This is a genomic window from Mesorhizobium sp. WSM4871 (assembly GCF_055811295.1).
Genome location: NZ_JBVVPU010000002.1, coordinates 15,611 through 32,236, shown reverse-complemented (window position 1 = coordinate 32,236; position 16,626 = coordinate 15,611). Strand labels below are relative to the sequence as shown.

Annotated in this window: 14 protein-coding genes; 8 read left to right on the top strand and 6 right to left on the bottom strand. The window is 62.8% G+C overall.

Going from position 1 to position 16,626, the window contains the following annotated elements:
• Positions 1-11 precede the first annotated feature (11 nt).
• Entirely contained in the window at positions 12-461 is a 450-nt protein-coding gene (locus AC0L2H_RS03580) for an SRPBCC family protein (protein ID WP_097574777.1), read from the bottom strand.
• 149 nt (positions 462-610) lie between these two features.
• On the opposite strand from AC0L2H_RS03580, the gene AC0L2H_RS03575 reads away from it, so the two are divergent.
• Positions 611-2,416 (top strand): IlvD/Edd family dehydratase, encoded by a 1,806-nt coding sequence (locus AC0L2H_RS03575; RefSeq protein WP_473588914.1) that lies wholly within the window; start codon positions 611-613, stop codon positions 2,414-2,416.
• A gap of 70 nt (positions 2,417-2,486) precedes the next feature.
• Here AC0L2H_RS03575 and AC0L2H_RS03570 read toward each other — a convergent pair whose 3' ends face one another.
• The gene (locus AC0L2H_RS03570) at positions 2,487-2,906 is read right to left on the bottom strand and encodes a GFA family protein (RefSeq protein ID WP_473588913.1); all 420 of its coding nucleotides are present in this window, start codon (positions 2,904-2,906) and stop codon (positions 2,487-2,489) included.
• 190 nt (positions 2,907-3,096) lie between these two features.
• Between AC0L2H_RS03570 and AC0L2H_RS03565 the strand changes: the two genes are divergently transcribed.
• The 3 genes from AC0L2H_RS03565 to AC0L2H_RS03555 all read left to right on the top strand — a co-directional run bounded on the left by AC0L2H_RS03565 (position 3,097) and on the right by AC0L2H_RS03555 (position 5,795).
• Complete coding sequence (locus tag AC0L2H_RS03565) at positions 3,097-3,915, top strand: chromate resistance protein ChrB domain-containing protein (RefSeq protein WP_473588912.1); 819 nt, start codon at positions 3,097-3,099, stop codon at positions 3,913-3,915.
• On the top strand, positions 3,912-5,318 hold the full coding sequence (gene chrA / locus AC0L2H_RS03560) for a chromate efflux transporter (protein WP_473588911.1): 1,407 nt from the start codon (positions 3,912-3,914) through the stop codon (positions 5,316-5,318). Before AC0L2H_RS03565 ends, chrA begins: the two co-directional genes overlap by 4 nt.
• Positions 5,319-5,396: 78 nt before the next feature.
• A complete protein-coding gene (locus AC0L2H_RS03555) occupies positions 5,397-5,795 on the top strand; it encodes a hypothetical protein (RefSeq protein WP_473588910.1) in 399 nt (132 codons plus the stop codon).
• Positions 5,796-5,814: 19 nt separating this feature from the next.
• Here the strand turns inward: AC0L2H_RS03555 and AC0L2H_RS03550 are convergent, their stop codons facing one another.
• Both AC0L2H_RS03550 and pdxR read right to left on the bottom strand, forming a co-directional pair.
• Positions 5,815-7,404 carry a trimethylamine methyltransferase family protein gene (locus AC0L2H_RS03550; protein ID WP_473588909.1) on the bottom strand — a complete coding sequence of 530 codons (1,590 nt, stop codon included), beginning with the start codon at positions 7,402-7,404 and terminating at the stop codon, positions 5,815-5,817.
• Positions 7,405-7,600: 196 nt separating this feature from the next.
• Positions 7,601-9,094 carry a MocR-like pyridoxine biosynthesis transcription factor PdxR gene (pdxR, locus tag AC0L2H_RS03545; protein ID WP_473588908.1) on the bottom strand — a complete coding sequence of 498 codons (1,494 nt, stop codon included), beginning with the start codon at positions 9,092-9,094 and terminating at the stop codon, positions 7,601-7,603.
• Positions 9,095-9,427: 333 nt separating this feature from the next.
• On the opposite strand from pdxR, the gene pgi reads away from it, so the two are divergent.
• Positions 9,428-11,071, top strand: coding sequence for a glucose-6-phosphate isomerase (gene pgi / locus AC0L2H_RS03540; RefSeq protein WP_473588907.1), 1,644 nt, complete (start codon positions 9,428-9,430; stop codon positions 11,069-11,071).
• A 4-nt stretch (positions 11,072-11,075) separates the two neighbouring features.
• Positions 11,076-11,798 (top strand): HAD family hydrolase, encoded by a 723-nt coding sequence (locus tag AC0L2H_RS03535; protein ID WP_473588906.1) that lies wholly within the window; start codon positions 11,076-11,078, stop codon positions 11,796-11,798.
• Here AC0L2H_RS03535 and AC0L2H_RS03530 read toward each other — a convergent pair.
• The gene (locus AC0L2H_RS03530; RefSeq protein ID WP_473588905.1) at positions 11,782-12,501 is read right to left on the bottom strand and encodes a class I SAM-dependent methyltransferase; all 720 of its coding nucleotides are present in this window, start codon (positions 12,499-12,501) and stop codon (positions 11,782-11,784) included. The two genes, AC0L2H_RS03535 and AC0L2H_RS03530, sit on opposite strands and share 17 nt — an antisense overlap.
• A gap of 8 nt (positions 12,502-12,509) precedes the next feature.
• A complete protein-coding gene (locus AC0L2H_RS03525) occupies positions 12,510-14,213 on the bottom strand; it encodes a long-chain-fatty-acid--CoA ligase (protein ID WP_473588904.1) in 1,704 nt (567 codons plus the stop codon).
• 4 nt (positions 14,214-14,217) lie between these two features.
• Between AC0L2H_RS03525 and AC0L2H_RS03520 the strand changes: the two genes are divergently transcribed.
• Positions 14,218-14,724 (top strand): hypothetical protein, encoded by a 507-nt coding sequence (locus AC0L2H_RS03520; protein WP_473588903.1) that lies wholly within the window; start codon positions 14,218-14,220, stop codon positions 14,722-14,724.
• Between the two features lie 194 nt (positions 14,725-14,918).
• A complete protein-coding gene (locus AC0L2H_RS03515) occupies positions 14,919-16,511 on the top strand; it encodes an ABC transporter substrate-binding protein (protein WP_473588902.1) in 1,593 nt (530 codons plus the stop codon).
• Positions 16,512-16,626 lie beyond the last annotated feature (115 nt).

Below are 16,626 nucleotides of genomic sequence, written 5' to 3'. Positions count from 1 at the left end.
ACGGGAAGGGCTCAGCCGCCCACCTTCTCGCCGAAGCTCGAAAAAAATTGTCCAGCCAGTTTCTTCGAGGTCGATTCGATCAGCCGGCTGCCAAGCTGGGCGATCTTGCCGCCGACATCGGCCTTGGCCGCATATTTGAGGATTGTGGTATCCTCCCCATCTGATGTCAGGGTTACGTCGGCGCCGCCCTTGGCGAAGCCGGCAATGCCGCCCTTGCCCTCGCCCTGGATCGTGTAGGAATGCGGCGGCTTGAGGTTCTTCAAGGTCACCTCGCCGTTGAACGTCGCCTTGATCGGCCCGATCTTCAGCACCACCGTCGCCGCCATCTCTGTATCCGACTTCTTCTCGAGGCTCTGGCAGCCGGGAATGGTTTGTCTCAAAATGTCCGGATCGTTCAGCGCTTCCCACACTTTCTGCAGGGGTGCGGCGATGCGCTCCTCGCCTTCGATTACCAAAGCCATCTAAATCTCCCCGGAAAGACAGGCCTGAAGCCCTAGCGCAGGGGCGCGGTCGTGTCTATCGCACCAAAGTGCGGGTCAGGATTGCGCGAGCCCCTTGCTTGCACTCGCGCATTGTCATATCGATTTGTCCTACAAATACGGAGACCATGATGGCAGGCGCCCCCACGGACAAGAAGAAATTTCGCTCGCAGGAGTGGTTCGACAACCCCGACAATCCGGGCATGACGGCGCTTTATCTCGAGCGCTACCTGAATTACGGGCTGACGCGCGCCGAACTGATGTCGGGCAAGCCGCTGATCGGCATCGCCCAGACCGGCTCGGATCTGTCGCCCTGCAATCGCCATCATATCGAACTGGCCAAGCGCGTGCGCGAGGGTATCGTCTCGATGGGCGGCATCCCGTTCGAATTCCCGTGCCATCCGATTCAGGAGACCGGCAAGCGTCCGACCGCCGCACTCGACCGCAACCTCGCCTATCTCGGCCTGGTCGAAGTGCTCTACGGCTATCCGCTCGACGGCGTCGTGCTCACCATCGGTTGTGACAAGACCACGCCGGCGCTGCTTATGGCGGCCGCTACTGTCAACATTCCGGCGATCGCGCTCTCGGTCGGCCCGATGCTGAACGGCTGGCACAAGGGCAAGCGCACGGGATCCGGCACCATCGTCTGGGAATCGCGCCAGCGCCTGTCGGCCGGCGAGATCGACTATGACGAGTTCATGGACATTGTCGCCTCCTCGGCGCCGTCCACCGGCTATTGCAACACCATGGGCACCGCCACCACGATGAATTCGCTGGCCGAGGCGCTCGGCATGCAATTGCCGGGCTCGGCCGCGATTCCGGCACCCTATCGCGAGCGCGGCCAGATCGCCTATGAGACAGGCAAGCGCATCGTCGACATGGTGCATGAGGACCTGAAGCCGTCCGACATCATGACCCGCGAGGCCTTCGAGAACGCCATCGTCGTCAATTCGGCCATCGGCGGCTCGACCAACGCACCGATCCATCTCAATGCGATTGCCCGCCATCTCGGCGTGCCGCTCGACAATGACGACTGGCAGAAGGTCGGCCTCAAAGTGCCGCTCATCGTCAATCTGCAGCCGACGGGCGAGTATCTGGGCGAGGACTACCATCATGCCGGCGGCGTGCCCGCCGTCGTCGCCGAACTGATGAAAGCCGGATTGTTGCCTCATCCCGATGCCATGACCGTCAACGGCAAAACCATGGGCGACAATTGCAAGGGCGCGGTCAACGAGAATCTCGATGTCATCCGCACCGTCGCCGAGCCGTTGAAAGCCAATGCCGGCTTCATCAATCTCAGGGGCAATCTCTTCGATTCGGCGATCATGAAGACCAGCGGCATCTCGCCGGAGTTCCGCGAGCGCTATCTGTCCAACCCGCAAGACCCCGAGGCCTTCGAGGGCAACGCCATGGTTTTCGACGGGCCGGAAGACTACCACGCCCGCATCGACGATCCGGCGCAAGGCATCGACGAGCACACCATCCTGTTCATGCGTGGCGCCGGCCCGATCGGCTATCCCGGCGGCGCCGAGGTCGTCAACATGCAGCCGCCGGCCTATCTCATCAAGAAGGGCATCCACGCGCTGGCCTGCATCGGCGACGGCCGCCAGTCGGGCACATCGGGCTCACCGTCGATCCTCAACGCTTCGCCCGAAGCGGCAATAGGCGGCGGGCTGGCGCTGCTGAAGACGGGCGACCGCGTCCGCATCGACCTGCGCAAGGGCACCGCCGACATCCTCGTCACCGATGACGAGATCACGCGGCGCCGCGCCGAGCTGCAGAACAATGGCGGCTATCATTACCCCAAGCACCAGACGCCCTGGCAAGAGATCCAGCGCGGCATGGTCGACCAGTTCTCGGCCGGCATGGTGCTGAAGCCGGCGGTGAAATACCAGGATGTCGCGCACACCAGCGGCGTGCCGAGGGACAATCACTGAACGCTGGAGCGCCGCGGCTGCACAAACGGCGGCTTGATCCGGATCGAGCCGCCGCCGGTGCGTCCCTGCTCTACAAATAGCTGGTGATCGCAGGCGCTTCCATCTGCCGGTCGCGCTTGCCATCCTCATAGACGATTGGTGCCGCGGCGAGTTCCTCTTCGGTGACGTCGTCGAGGCAGGCGACGTTCACCGCCCAGAAGTTCCCACCCATGAAGTCGAGATAGCCGCGCGAGAGAAAATTCGCGCCGCAGTTCGGGCACATATAGTGGTTGATGTCGCCTTCCGGCCAGTTGGACGGCGTCGCCTGGTACTCCCGCATCCGGTCGCGGCCATCCGTCACCCGCACAGCCTCATAGGCTGCGAACGACTTTCGGTAGCCGAGTTTCCAGCAGAAGCTGCAATTGCATTTGCGGATGCCGTCAGTGAGGTCGATATCGGCCTCGAAATGCACCGCGCCGCAATGGCAGCTGCCGTGATAGGTCTTTTTCATCGTCTTGCCTCGCAGGAAAGTGCTCTGCCTCCGCCCAACCGTCGGAGCCCGAGCATCCTTGCTCCAGGCATGACGCTTGACAAGCACGCGCGACAAATCCACCATCATGACAAGGGGTGCATCGCGACGACCCCGTGAGGCGTCAGCCCAACGTTCGCGTCCAAGCTTCTCTTTCAAGGAGGTGGACGCCATGCCGTCAACAACCGCTATCACCGTATCGCAATTGTCCCGTCTGAGTGGTCTGCCGGGTGCGCCCGCGATCGTCGATGTTCGCGTCGATGACGATTACAACGCCGATCCGCGCCTGCTTCCGGCCTCGAGCCGGCGTGATTTCAAAACCGTCCAGGCTTGGGCGGCCGACTTCGCCGGCAGCCGGGTGGCGGTCGTCTGCCAGAAAGGGCAAAAGCTCTCGCAAGGCGTGGCCGCGTGGCTGCGGCATGAGGGCATTGCCGCCGAATCCCTCGAAGGCGGGTTCGAGGCCTGGCGCGATGCCAAGGGGCTCCTGGTCCGCACCGACAAGATGCCGCCCCGCGACCATAAAGGCCGCACCGTATGGGTGACGCGGGCCCGCCCGAAGGTCGATCGCATCGCCTGTCCTTGGCTGATCCGGCGTTTCATCGATCCGGGCGCGGTTTTTCTCTTTGTCGAGGCCGCCGAGGTGGCGGCCGCCGCGGATCGCTTCCAGGCTGTGCCTTTCGACATCGACGATGTGTTCTGGTCGCACCGGGGCGAACGCTGCACCTTCGACACCATGATCGAAGAGTTCGGGCTCGAATCCGAGCCGCTCGACCGGCTCGCAATGATTGTGCGCGCGGCCGATACGGCAAGCCTCGATCTGGTTCCCCAGGCGGCCGGTTTCCTGGCCGCCTCGCTTGGCCTGTCGCGAATGTTTCGCGACGATCTGGAACAATTACAGGCAGGCATACTGCTTTACGACGCGTTTTTTCGCTGGTGCCGCGACGCCACCGAGGAGACGCACAATTGGCCAAGCGCGAGCAAACCGTCATGAGTGTCCAAACTTCTGGCAAAACGGGGGCTTCCGAAAAAACGGGCGAGATCGCCTCGGCGCCGACGGTGCCGACCTTCAGCGAGGCCGTGAAGGTCTGGGCGAAAATCGGCCTGCTCTCCTTCGGCGGGCCGGCCGGGCAGATCGCGCTCATGCACAGGGAACTGGTCGAGGAGCGGCGCTGGATCGGCGAACAGCGTTTCCTGCATGCATTGAATTACTGCATGCTGCTGCCCGGCCCGGAGGCCCAGCAGCTTGCCGTCTACATCGGCTGGCTGCTGCACCGGACGCTCGGCGGTCTGGTCGCCGGGCTCCTTTTCGTTGTGCCGGGCGCGGTTGTGATGCTCGCTTTGAGCACCCTTTATGCGCTGTATGGCGACGCGCCGCTTGTGGAGGCGCTGTTTTTCGGGGTGAAGGCGGCCGTGCTTGCTATCGTCATCGAGGCGGTCATCCGGATCGGAAGGCGTGCCCTGAAGAACCGGGCAATGGTGTCGATCGCACTCGCCGCCTTCATCGCCATCTACGCGTTGAATGTGCCGTTTCCGCTCATCGTCCTGCTTGCGGGCCTGACAGGCTGGATCGGCAACCGCGTTGCGCCGGGCCTTTTCTCCGGTTCGGCGCATGGCAAGGGCGACGCTCCCGACATCAAGGGCGCGGTCGACCTGATGTTCGAGCGCGGTGAACTGACCCACACCAGGCCGACGAGATGGCATGCGCCGCGCACCTTGGCGATCTGGCTGCCGATCTGGCTCGGGCCTGTGCTTCTCATCTGGGCGTTCACCGGATCCGCCAGCGTTTGGAGTGAGATCGGCAGGTTCTTCAGCATCATGGCGGTCGTCACCTTCGGCGGCGCCTATGCAGTCCTTGCCTATGTCGCGCAGGCCGCGGTCGGCTCCTTTGGCTGGCTGGCGCCCCGTGAGATGGTCGATGGCCTTGGGCTGGCGGAAACGACGCCCGGTCCGCTCATTCTGGTCCTGCAGTTCGTCGGCTTCCTTGCCGCGTTCCGCCAACCCGGCGCGCTGAGCCCGCTGCTGGCCGGGTCGCTTGGAGCGTTGCTCACGCTTTGGGTCACGTTCACCCCATGCTTCCTCTGGATATTCCTCGGCGCGCCATACATCGAAGCGCTGCGCGGCAACAAGGCGCTGTCGGCGGCGCTCGGTGCGATCACCGCCGCCGTTGTCGGCGTCATCATGAATCTCGCTTTGTGGTTTGCCTTGCACGTCATCTTCGGTGAGGTGCGCAGCATGGGTGGAATGAACGTTCCCGTACTCTCATCCATCGACTGGCGCGCGGCGCTGCTGTCATGCGCCGCCATGATCGCCATCCTGAAGCTCAAGGTCGGCATGCTGCCGACGCTGGCGGGATCGGTCTTCGCCGGTGTCCTGTTGCTGGCCGTGAGCGGATAGAGGCGCTTCGCCGCGCCCAGCCTGCGCGTGCATAACAGCGATCGCGGTGCCATATGACTGGAAACGGATAGGAACATCATGGCCCGACGGCGCTCTTCCCCAGGCTTCCTCGGAATGTTCGGCCGCTCAAGCGATCTCAGGCAACTCGACGCCGCGTTGCGCGGCGTCGACCTCCATCCCGCCCTTGTGCCGGAGGGCGTAAAACTCACCATCGTCAATCTGATGAAGGATCATTGGTCCGACGAGCCGCCGCCGCAGGCCTATCCATCGGTGGCGCGGCTGTTCGGCTATTGTATTGCCGGACCGGAGGCGTTCGAACGCTCCAACGGCCGAGAAAACATGCTGGACGCGGAGCGCCGGATCGAGGCGGCGCTTGAGGCCGGCGACAGCTTCGATGCGCAGATCGTGCTAATGACGCTGCATGCCAAGCTGATCAGCGCCGAAGTCGTCGAACGCTACGGGCTGAGCGCGGGTTGACTGTCTCGGGGAGGCGGTTTCACCCGCCCATATTGCCGCGCGGCAGCTTGATCATCTCGCCAAAGCGGGCGCGCAGTTTGTCGTCGATTGTTTTCGGCACATGGCGGGGAAAGCGCTCGGCGAGGATGCGTTTCTTCTCGATGATCGCCCGCTGCAGGATGTCGGGCCTGCCTTTCTCGTTCCATTCCTTCGGCGAAAAGCGGTCGCCGACGGCCGGATAGAAATATTCGGTCTGCATCAGCCTCAGCGTCTGCTCATTGCCGAGATAGTGGCCCGGTCCATTCAGGCAAACCTCGGTGATCGTCTCGATAGACAGCGCTTCGTCGGTCACCTCGATGCCGCGCACGCAGCGCAGGCAATGGCCGAGCATGTCATTGTCGATGATCAGGCTTTCCAGGCAGAAGCCGAGCAGCGAGGCATGCATGCCTGCCGATTCATAGACGAGGTTGAGGCCGGCAAGGCCGGCCATCACGTCGGTGATGCCCTTTTCGTAGCCGGACTGGATATCGGGCAGTTTCGAATCCGTCATGCCGGCGGCCGAACCGCCGGGCAGGTCGTAAAATTGCGCCATCTGCGCGCAGGCTGCGGTCAGCACCGCCTGCTCGGCCGAGCCTCCTGACATGGCGCCGGTCCTGAGATCCGACACGAACGGCCAGGTGCCGAAGATCGCCGGATGTCCCGGTTTGATGGCGTTGACATAAACGAGGCCGACCAGCACTTCGGCCACCGCCTGCACCACCGCACCGGCAATAGCCGCGGGAGCGGTGGCGCCGGCCTGGCCGGCGGAGAGCAAAAGAATCGGAATGCCGCCTTCGACACAGGCTTCGAGCACGCCGCAGGCATCCTCGGCGAATTTCATTGGCGGCACGACGAAGCAGTTCGAGTTGGAGACGAACGGGCGCGCACGGAAATTCTCCTCGCCGCCGGCGATCGCGTAGAGCATGTCGAGCGCCGGCTTGACGTTCTCGCGCACCGTGAACGAGGTGCCGACATGTTTCGAAGTTCCCATCACGCAGGCGTAGAGCGTGTTGAAATCCATATCGAGCGGATCGGGAATGTCGCGCGGCACCATCGGCCGCTGGAAGAAATGGATATTGTCCAGCCCTTCGACGATACGAGCGGCGTCGTAGATGTCCTGCAGCAGCGACTCGCGGTATTCGCGCTTCTCGACATCCACCAGGTGCACGGCGGCCCCTGCCGTGCCGTAATGCACGCGCTTGCCCTTGATCAGCATGTCGTGTTTCGGGTCCTGGCCGTGCAGGGTAAAATGCCGTGCCGCTCGTCTGATGGTGTCGAGGACCAGCGCGCGAGGGAAGCGGATGCGGCCGTCGTCACCATAGGTGGCGCCGGCCTTGGTCAACGCCTCGATGCAGGAGGGGATGGCGTTGGCGAAGCCGACAGTCTCGAGCAGCGTCAGCACTGCCTCGTGAATGCGCTCGCGGTCGTTTTCGCTGAGCGGTCCATAGCTGCCGCCCTCTAGGCCGGCGCGCACCGGCTTGATGTCGTCGGCAAGAGGGGCTGCCCGCATGGCGCGGCGCGCTTCGCGCCCGCCTGATCGCCGCGAACGCTGGTCCGCGGGCGAATCCGGCTTCTCAAAAGCCACTGACATCTAGGCACTCCACCTTTAGCTGCGAAGCGGGAGGCGGCGGTTGGTCCACCATCGGCCTGCTTCGTCCCCTTTATCCCTCGACTATGCCGCCGGCATTGGCACAGCCTATGGGCCAGCCGGCATGGTCGCATATGCCAGAGTGCTAAAGGACCTCTCCAGGGGAATGGAGCCGGTTCCGGCTCCGTTCGGGAGAAGGTCAGGCCGCCGCTGGCCTGCGGCCTGCCGCTGTCGCCAGTTCGCGGATGCCGGGCTCGATGTGCTGCAGCGCGATCGAGGAGATGCCCAAGCGCATGAAACGCGAAGGCTTTTCGGTGCGGTCGAAGAAGCGGTCGCCGGGCTCGATGATGACGCTGCGCGAGGCGGCCGCTTCCGCCAGGCCGCGCGAATCGGTGCCGCGTGGCCCCTCGAGCCAGAGCGATGTGCCGCCGGCCGAATCGGTCGAACGCCACTCCGGCAGGAAAGCGGAAATCGCATGGACCAGGCGCTTGCGCCGCTCGTCGAAGGCGGAGGACAGCCGCCGCACCAGCGCCTCGTGATGGCCAAGCGACAGGAACAGCGCGACCGCGCGCTGGTTGTTGGCCGGCGGATGCCGCAGCATGAAACGGCGCAACGCGCGAAGCTCCGAGATCAATCCGGCCGAGGCGACGATGTAGCCGAGCCTCAGGCCAGGAGCCAGCGTCTTCGACATCGAGCCGACATAAACGACGCGGCCGGACCGATCGAGGCTCTTCAGCGCCTGCTGCGGGGCCTCGTCCAGGAGTTGGCTGTCATAGCCGTCCTCGATGATGATCTGGTTGTGGCGGTTGGCCCGCGAGAGCAAATCCTGCCGGCGCTCCGCCGACAGCGGCACCATGGTCGGGCAATGATGGCTGGGCGTCACGAAGACGAAGCCGGAATCATTGGGGATAGAAGCGGTTACGATGCCGGACTGGTCGACCGGAACCGGTTGGATATCGGCGCCTGCCAGCCGGAAGATCGAGCGCGCGTCGGGATAGCCCGGATCTTCCATCGCCACCTTGGAGCCCTTGGTCATCAGCAGGGTGGCAAGCATATAGAGCGCGTTCTGTGCGCCGAGCGTCACGATGATCTCGTCCGGATTGGCGAAGATGCCGCGCCGCGGCAACAGCCGCGCCTGGATCTGCTCGATCAAGAGCGGATCGTCGCGGTCGACCATGTCGGACGCCCAGTTGCGGATTTCGAGCACGGCCAGCGCCATGCGGTTGCACTCGCGCCATTCGGCGGTCGGGAATAGCGCCGGATCGAACTGGCCGTAGACGAAGGGGTAGGACGACTTGATCCAGTTGTCGTGCTTGGCCGGCGGCGGCATGTCGCTGGCGGCGATCTGCCGGCGCGCCTTCCAGTCGATCTCATTGGCCTGGTCGGGCGCCTTCTGGTGCGGCTTGGCCGGCGTCGCCAGCACGTCGGGATTGACGAAATGGCCGCGCCGTTCGCGCGCCACAAGAAACCCCTGGTCGACCAGCTGCTGGAAAGCCAGCACCACAGTGCCGCGGGCGACGCCGAGCTTTTCGGCCAGAATCCGGCACGACGGCAGCGGCATCGAAGCGGCAATCTGCCGGTCCAGGATGGCGGCGACGATCGCCTGACGGATCTGTGCCTGCAAGGTCTGGCCGGATTCCGCCGAAATTCGGAACAGGCCAGACCATATGGCCGTATCGTTTCGCTGTGGCATGGAAGATGTTTCCTCGATGGCCAGCTTTTTTTGCTTGGCTGGACCAGTCGAATGTAACGGTGGCACAAGGTATTGCGCCAATCAATTTTTCTGATCGCTGGGATTTATGCCAGTGATCCATCGCGCGACGCGCAGCGTCGTCGCGTAGCTGCAGCGCGTCATCCTCAGCGCAACGCGTCATCCCCGCGTGACGCAGCCGTCATCGCTCCATGCTGCAGTGCGGCATCCCCACGCATTGAAACGAATGGAATTCGGCTCGATACAGTGGCGCGACGACATGCGCCGGAAACATCCGGTCATTAGGGATGACATGTTAAGGCTCGGAGTTTGGCAGTGGATCAATCGTCCTTTCAAGAACAGCTCGTCGCGTTGCGCAATCACCGCGCGAGCGCGTCCGGCAGCATGCGCGAGGCTTTCGCCGCCGATCCCAAGCGCTTCCAGACATTCTCCGCCACCGATGGCGACCTGCTGCTCGACTGGTCTAAATGCGCGGTCGATGCGCACACCATGGACCTGCTGGGGAAACTCGCGGGGGCGGCCGACCTCGCCGGCCGGCGGACCGCGATGTTCGAAGGCAAGAAGATCAACATCACTGAGGATCGCGCCGTGCTGCACACGGCGCTGCGCAACCTCAGCGGCAAGGGCGTGGTGCTCGACGGGCAGGACGTGAAGTCCGAGGTTCTTGCCGTGCTCGACGCCATGGGCGCTTTCGCCGACGCCGTGCGTTCAGGCAAGGCGGCGGGCGCCACCGGCAAGAGGATCACCGACATCGTCAATATCGGCATCGGCGGTTCCGATCTTGGCCCGGCCATGGCGACGCTGGCGCTGGCGCCCTATCACGACGGGCCGCGCGCGCACTACGTCTCCAACATCGACGGCGCCCACATCCACGACACGCTGAAGGGCCTGTCCGCCGAAACCACCTTGTTCATCATCGCTTCGAAGACCTTCACCACGGTCGAGACGATGACCAATGCCGAGACGGCGCGCAAATGGATAGAGAAGGCGCTCGGCAAGGAAGCCGTCGGCAAGCATTTCGCCGCCGTTTCGACGGCGCTCGATCTGGTGGCGAAGTTCGGTATCGAGGCTGATCGTGTGTTCGGCTTCTGGGATTGGGTCGGCGGCCGCTATTCGGTCTGGGGCGCGATCGGCCTGCCGGTCATGATCGCTGTCGGCCCGAGGAATTTTCGCGCCTTTCTCGATGGCGCCCACGAGATGGACGAGCATTTTCGCACCGCGCCGCTGGGCAAGAACCTGCCGGCGCTGCTGGGGCTGATCGGCTGGTGGCATCGGGTGATCTGCAAATATCCCGCTCGCGCGGTCATCCCCTACGATCAGCGGCTGTCCAGGCTGCCGGCCTATCTGCAACAGCTCGACATGGAATCGAACGGCAAGAGCGTTACCCTCGACGGCGGCGCGGTAACGACGCCGACCGGCCCGCTGGTCTGGGGCGAGCCCGGCACCAATGGCCAGCACGCCTTCTTCCAGTTGCTGCACCAGGGCACCGATTTCATTCCGGTCGAATTCCTCGCCGCCGCGATCGGCCATGAGCCCGATCTCAAGCATCACCACGATCTGCTGCTCGCCAACTGCCTGGCGCAGTCGGAAGCCTTCATGAAGGGCCGCACGCTCGAGGAAGCGCGCGCGCAGATGCTGGCCAAGGGCATGAAGCCTGCCGATGTCGACAGGATCGCTCCGCATCGCGTCTTCTCCGGCAATCGTCCTTCGGTGACGATCCTCTACAAGAAGCTCGATCCGCATACGTTCGGCCGGCTGATCGCGCTCTATGAGCATCGCGTCTTCGTCGAAGGCACGCTGTTCGATATCAATTCCTTCGACCAGTGGGGCGTCGAACTCGGCAAGGAACTGGCGACCGGACTGCTGCCTGTCGTGGAGGGCAAGGAGAGTGCCGCCAAGCGAGACGCTTCGACGGCAGGTCTGGTGGGGCATATCCACCATTTGCGTGCATCGGAGTAAAAGCTTGGGCGACATCAAGGGAATTTTGTTCGACAAGGATGGAACGCTTGTCGACTTCAACGCAACGTGGCTCAGCATCGCGGATTTCATGGCGTTGGAAGCGGCCGAGGGCGACCGCTGGAAGGCCGACAGGCTGCTCGCCGCGGCGGGGTTCGATTTCGCCGCCAAGCGCTTCAAGCCCGACTCGATCTTCGCATCCGGCTCAAACCTCGACGTCGTTGAACTGTGGTTTCCCAGGCTGTCCGACGAAGACCAGATGAGCGCCGTTGCGCATTTCAACGAGATTACCTCGATGAAGGGTTCGGCATTGGCCGTGGCGCTGCCAGGCATTGTCGAGACGCTTCGCGTTCTTCACAAGAAAGACTACCGGCTCGGCGTCGCCACCAACGATTCGACCAGCGGCGCGGAAAAGACGCTGGCTACGCTCGGCGTCGCACAGCTTTTCGACGCCGCCTATGGCTACGACGCGGTGGCCAATCCGAAGCCGGCGCCGGATGCGATCCTCGCCTTTTGTGACCTGACCGGCTTGAGGCCGACCGAGATCGCCATGATCGGCGACAATCGTCACGATCTGGAGATGGCGCGGGCCGGCGGCTGCGGGCTGGCGATCGGCGTCCTCTCCGGCACCGGTACGCGTGAATCGCTGTCACTGATCGCCGACGTCATTCTGGATTCGGTTGCCGATCTGCCCGATTTTCTTTCGGCGAGGGTCAAGGAAACGATTTGACCGGCTGGAGCGAGAAGACGCCGCTCGGTTTCGTCGCGGCGTGCCTGGCCTCCCCGAAATCCGGCACGATATATTCGGCGAGCAGGCGAAGCCGTGACCGGGGCAGCCACGCGCGGCCAGGGTCGCCAACCAGCACATCGATGCCGGCCGCCAGGCAGCGGTCGAGGAAGGGCATGACCCGTTCAGCGACACTCTGGCCGTAAAAAACGTCGCCGGCCAAAATGAGGTCGACCGCGGGCGGTGGTCCACCGGTGATGTCTTCGCCGATGACCGTAATCATAACGCCGTTCGCCACGGCGTTGAGGCCGAGCGCGGCAACGCCGTTGCGATCGATCTCGGCGGCGATCACCTCGCTTGCGCCGGCCTTTGCCGCGGCGATGCCGACGAGGCCCGAACCGGCGCCGAGGTCGAGCACGCGGCGACCCGCCACTGTCCGCGGCCGATCGACAATGTAGCGGGCGAGCACCGCGCCGCCGGCCCAGGCATAGGCCCAATAGGGTGGCTGCGGTTCCTTCTCGTCGGCTTCGGTTTCTTTTTCCGGATCGGTGAGCCGTCTGAGACCGCTTCCCGGATGGGCCGTGTAAAGCCGGATTTCGGGAAGCGAAGGCACTGGCATCAGGCGCATGTTCGCCCTGATGAATGCGACCGGGTCAGGGCCGGAACGCGGGTCGACCGCTTCGCCGCCGGCAAGGCAATCGTTCAAGATAGCGCCTATCCCCGCAGCGCCCGCCGCAGGATCTTGCCCACCGGCGTCTTCGGCAGTTCGGTGCGGAACTCGATATATTTGGGCCGCTTGTAGCCGGTCAGGTTCTCGCGGCAATAGGCGGCCAGCGCCTCGGTCGTCAGCGTCGGATCCTTCTTGACCACGAACAGCTTCGGCGCTTCGCCTGAATGTTCGTCCGGCACGCCGATCGCGGCCACTTCGAGCACACCCGGATGCATAGCCACGACCTCCTCGAGTTCGTTCGGGTAGACGTTGAAGCCGGACACGAGGATCATGTCCTTCTTGCGGTCGACGATCTTGGTGTAGCCGCCCTCGTTCATGAAGCCCATGTCGCCCGATTTGAAGAAGCCGTCCTTGGTCATCACCTTGGCTGTCTCGTCCGGCCGGTTCCAGTAACCGGCCATCACTTGCGGTCCGCGAATGCAGATCTCGCCGACCTCGCCGAGCGGCAGATTGTTGCCGTCGTCGTCGCGGATGGCGATCTCGGTCGAGGGTAGCGGCAGGCCGATCGTGCCAGTGAAATTACCGTCGCTGAATTTGTTGGCGGTGGCCACTGGTGAGGTTTCCGAAAGTCCATAGCCCTCGGTGACCGGGCAGCCGGTCAGCGCTTTCCAGCGCTCCGCGACCCCCTTCTGCACCGCCATGCCGCCGCCCAGCGTCAGGATCAGTGGCTTGAAGTCGAGCTTGCGGAAATCCTCATTGTTGAGCAACGCGTTGAACAGCGTGTTGAGGCCAGGAAAGATGTGGACCGGGTATTTCTGCAGCTCCTTCACAAAGCCGGGAATGTCGCGCGGGTTGGGGATGAGAATGTTCTGGCCACCCATTTGCATGCCCATCAGCGCGTTCACCGTCAGCGCGAAGATGTGATAGAGCGGCAATGCGCAGACCAGGTTGAGATGCGCCGGTTTCGGCTTGATCGCGTAGGCGTCTTCGATCCAGAGCGCATTTTGCGCGACATTGGCCAGCACATTGCTGTGCAGCAGCGTCGCGCCCTTCGAAATGCCGGTGGTGCCGCCCGTATATTGCAGGAAGGCGACATCATCGGCCGCGACCCTGGCGGGCTTGAATGCTACACCGCCCCCCGTCTTCAATGCCGCGTTGAATTTGATGTGGTCTGGCAATGACCATGCCGGCACCATCTTCTTCACCCGGCGTACGACGAAATTGACGATCGTTCCTTTCAGCGTGCCAAGCATGTCGCCCATTGAGGCCACCACGACATGCTTGACCGCCGTCCTGGCGATGACCGCTTGCAAGGTGCTGGCGAAGTTCTCGAGAATGACGATGGCTTGCGCGCCGGAATCCTTGAGCTGGTGCTCCAGTTCGCGCGGCGTGTAAAGCGGGTTGACATTGACCACGACATAGCCGGCGCGCAGCACCGCCATCATCGCCACCGGATATTGCAGCACGTTCGGCATCATCAGCGCCACGCGTGCGCCCTTCTGCAATCCAGTCGATTGCAGATAGGCGCCGAAGGCCGCCGATTGCCGCTCGAGCTCGGCGTAGGTGATGGTCTTGCCCATGCAGGTGAAGGCCGGCTGACCGGCGAACTGTTTGCAGGCGGCGACAAGAAAGTCGCCGATCGAACTGTGGGGCAGTGGACCGATCTCGGCCGGAACGATTTTCGGATAGTTCTTGAGCCATGGCTTTTCCGGCAGTCCGGCGGCAAGCGCCGTCAGCGCCTTGGGCAATCTCTTGACCGGCGCTGATTTTGCCGGCGTCGTTTGTTTGGCGGCGACGGGCTTCGCCGCCGCGGTCTTTCCGGCCGCTGCCTTGGCCGCACCTTTCGCGGCGGGCTTTGCGATTGTTTTGGCAGTCCCTTTGGCGGCAGCTTTGGCAGATGGCGCTTTTGGCGTGTCGGCGCCGGTCTGTTTTGCTCCGGCTTTGGCCTTCGCCGGAGTCTTTGCGGATTTTGCCATCTGTCCCTCCCTCGTCGTTCTTCTTGTTGTCTCAGCTTGCCTGATGTCGCGTCACCTCCCGGATGACAGAGACGGCGGCGTTGCGGATTCCCCAAGAAATCCGGTGTGCCATCTATGTATTGCGACTATCGGCGGCCGTGCAAGTCTTGCCCCTGCGGCAAGACGGGAAAGATTTGCCGTCAAAATCTTTCCCCGACAACGTCTTGGGAAGCTGCTTCCTGCTCTGCTGGCGGCGAGATCGAAGTCAGGGGATTATTGTATCGGCGAGATCGGCGATCAATAAAAAAATGCGGTCGTTAATAATAGTGTGATTAGCAGGTTTTGCTATTTTTTTTTGAGATTTAGCAAAACCAGAGAATTATTTTCTGCTTACGGTGGGTTAGGCAAACAGGGAGTTCCAAAGCCGGAGAAACGGTGCTTATATGCGCGCTTCGCGAGCCTGATAGAGGGGCTTGGAAGAACATCAGGGAGTGCTCAATGAAAAAGAAACTGACTTTTGCGGCCGCGCTGCTGGCCGCAAGCGTCATCGGCGGCATGGCTAACGCCAAGCAGCTGGTCTATTGCTCGGAGGCGGCGCCGGCCGGTTTCGACCCGTCGCCATGGAGCGGTGGCAACGACTTCGACGCGTCGTCACGCACCATCTATTCGCGCCTGGTCGAGTTCGAACATGGCAAGACCACCATCTCGCCCGGCCTCGCCGAGAGCTGGACGGTTTCCGACGACGGTCTCGAATACACGTTCAAGCTTCGGCCCGGCGTGAAGTTCCAGACCACCGACTATTTCACGCCGACGCGCGACCTCAATGCCGACGACGTGATCTTCTCCTTCGAACGGCAGTGGAAGAAGGAAAACCCGTGGTACAGCTATCTGGAAGGCACCGGCTGGGAATATTTCACCGGCATGGGTTTCCCGGATCTCCTGAAGGAAATCGTCAAGGTCGACGACCTGACGGTGAAGTTCGTGCTGAACAAGCCTGAAGTCGCCTTCCTGCCCGACCTCGGCATGGATTTCGCATCGATCGTCTCCAAGGAATATGCCGACCAGCTCGACAAGGCCGGCACAAGGCAGCAATTCACCCAGAAGCCGATCGGCACCGGTCCGTTCCAGTTCGTTGACTATCAGGTCGACGCGGTCGTGCGCTATGCGGCTTGGGACGGCTACTATGGCGGCCGCCAGAAGATCGACGATCTGATCTTCGCCATCACGACCGATCCGGCCGTGCGCGCGCAGAAGCTGAAGGCAGGCGAGTGCGATATCATGTCGTATCCGGCGCCGGCCGACATTGCCGGCCTGCAGGCGGACACGAACCTCAAGGTCGACGAGCAGGAAGGCCTCAACATCGGCTACCTGGCCTACAACACCACGGTGCCGCCCTTCGACAAGGTCGAGGTCCGCAAGGCTCTCAACATGGCGGTCAACAAGAAGGCGATCATCGACGCCGTCTATCAGGGCGCCGGCCAGCCGGCCACCAACCCGATCCCGCCGACCATGTGGTCCTATAACAAGGACATCAAGGACGATCCCTATGATCCCGAAGCGGCCAAGAAGATGCTGGCCGACGCGGGCGTCAAGGATCTGTCGATGAAGATCTGGGCAATGCCCGTCAGCCGTCCGTACAACCCGAACGCCCAGCGCGTCGCTGAAATGATCCAGGCCGACTACGCCGCCGTCGGTGTCAAGGCCGAGATCGTCAGCTACGAATGGACCGAGTATCGCGAGCGCGGCAAGCAGAAGGATCGTGACGGCGCCTTCCAGCTCGGCTGGACCGGCGACAATGGCGATCCGGACAACTTCCTGTTCCTGCTCGGCTGCGACGCCATCGGCCAGTCCAACTACGCGATATGGTGCAACAAGGAGTTCGAGGATCTGCTCAAGAAGGGCAAGGCCACCACGGACGTTGCCGAACGAACCAAGATCTACGAAGAAGCTCAGGTCGTGTTCAAGCGTGAGGCCCCGTGGCTGACCATCGCCCATTCCAAGGTCTTCATGCCGATGAACAAGAGGGTCTCGGGCTTCGTCATGGATCCGCTCGGCATTCACCGGTTTGACGGCGTCGACGTCACCGAATAAGCCAACGAGAAATTGGGCGGGGGGGGGGGGGGGGGGGGGGGGGGGCGGGGCGGCGGGGGGGGGGGATTAAAATAAAAAAAAAAAAAAAAAGAAGAAAGCAAGAAAAGGACGCAGA

Bases quoted from the DNA above. Each gene is read 5' to 3' on its own strand.
- AC0L2H_RS03580 (WP_097574777.1), bottom strand. From the start codon at position 461: ATGGCTTTGGTAATCGAAGGCGAGGAGCGCATCGCCGCACCCCTGCAG.
- AC0L2H_RS03575 (WP_473588914.1), top strand. From the start codon at position 611: ATGGCAGGCGCCCCCACGGACAAGAAGAAATTTCGCTCGCAGGAGTGG.
- AC0L2H_RS03570 (WP_473588913.1), bottom strand. From the start codon at position 2,906: ATGAAAAAGACCTATCACGGCAGCTGCCATTGCGGCGCGGTGCATTTC.
- AC0L2H_RS03565 (WP_473588912.1), top strand. From the start codon at position 3,097: ATGCCGTCAACAACCGCTATCACCGTATCGCAATTGTCCCGTCTGAGT.
- chrA (WP_473588911.1), top strand. From the start codon at position 3,912: ATGAGTGTCCAAACTTCTGGCAAAACGGGGGCTTCCGAAAAAACGGGC.
- AC0L2H_RS03555 (WP_473588910.1), top strand. From the start codon at position 5,397: ATGGCCCGACGGCGCTCTTCCCCAGGCTTCCTCGGAATGTTCGGCCGC.
- AC0L2H_RS03550 (WP_473588909.1), bottom strand. From the start codon at position 7,404: ATGTCAGTGGCTTTTGAGAAGCCGGATTCGCCCGCGGACCAGCGTTCG.
- pdxR (WP_473588908.1), bottom strand. From the start codon at position 9,094: ATGCCACAGCGAAACGATACGGCCATATGGTCTGGCCTGTTCCGAATT.
- AC0L2H_RS03515 (WP_473588902.1), top strand. From the start codon at position 14,919: ATGAAAAAGAAACTGACTTTTGCGGCCGCGCTGCTGGCCGCAAGCGTC.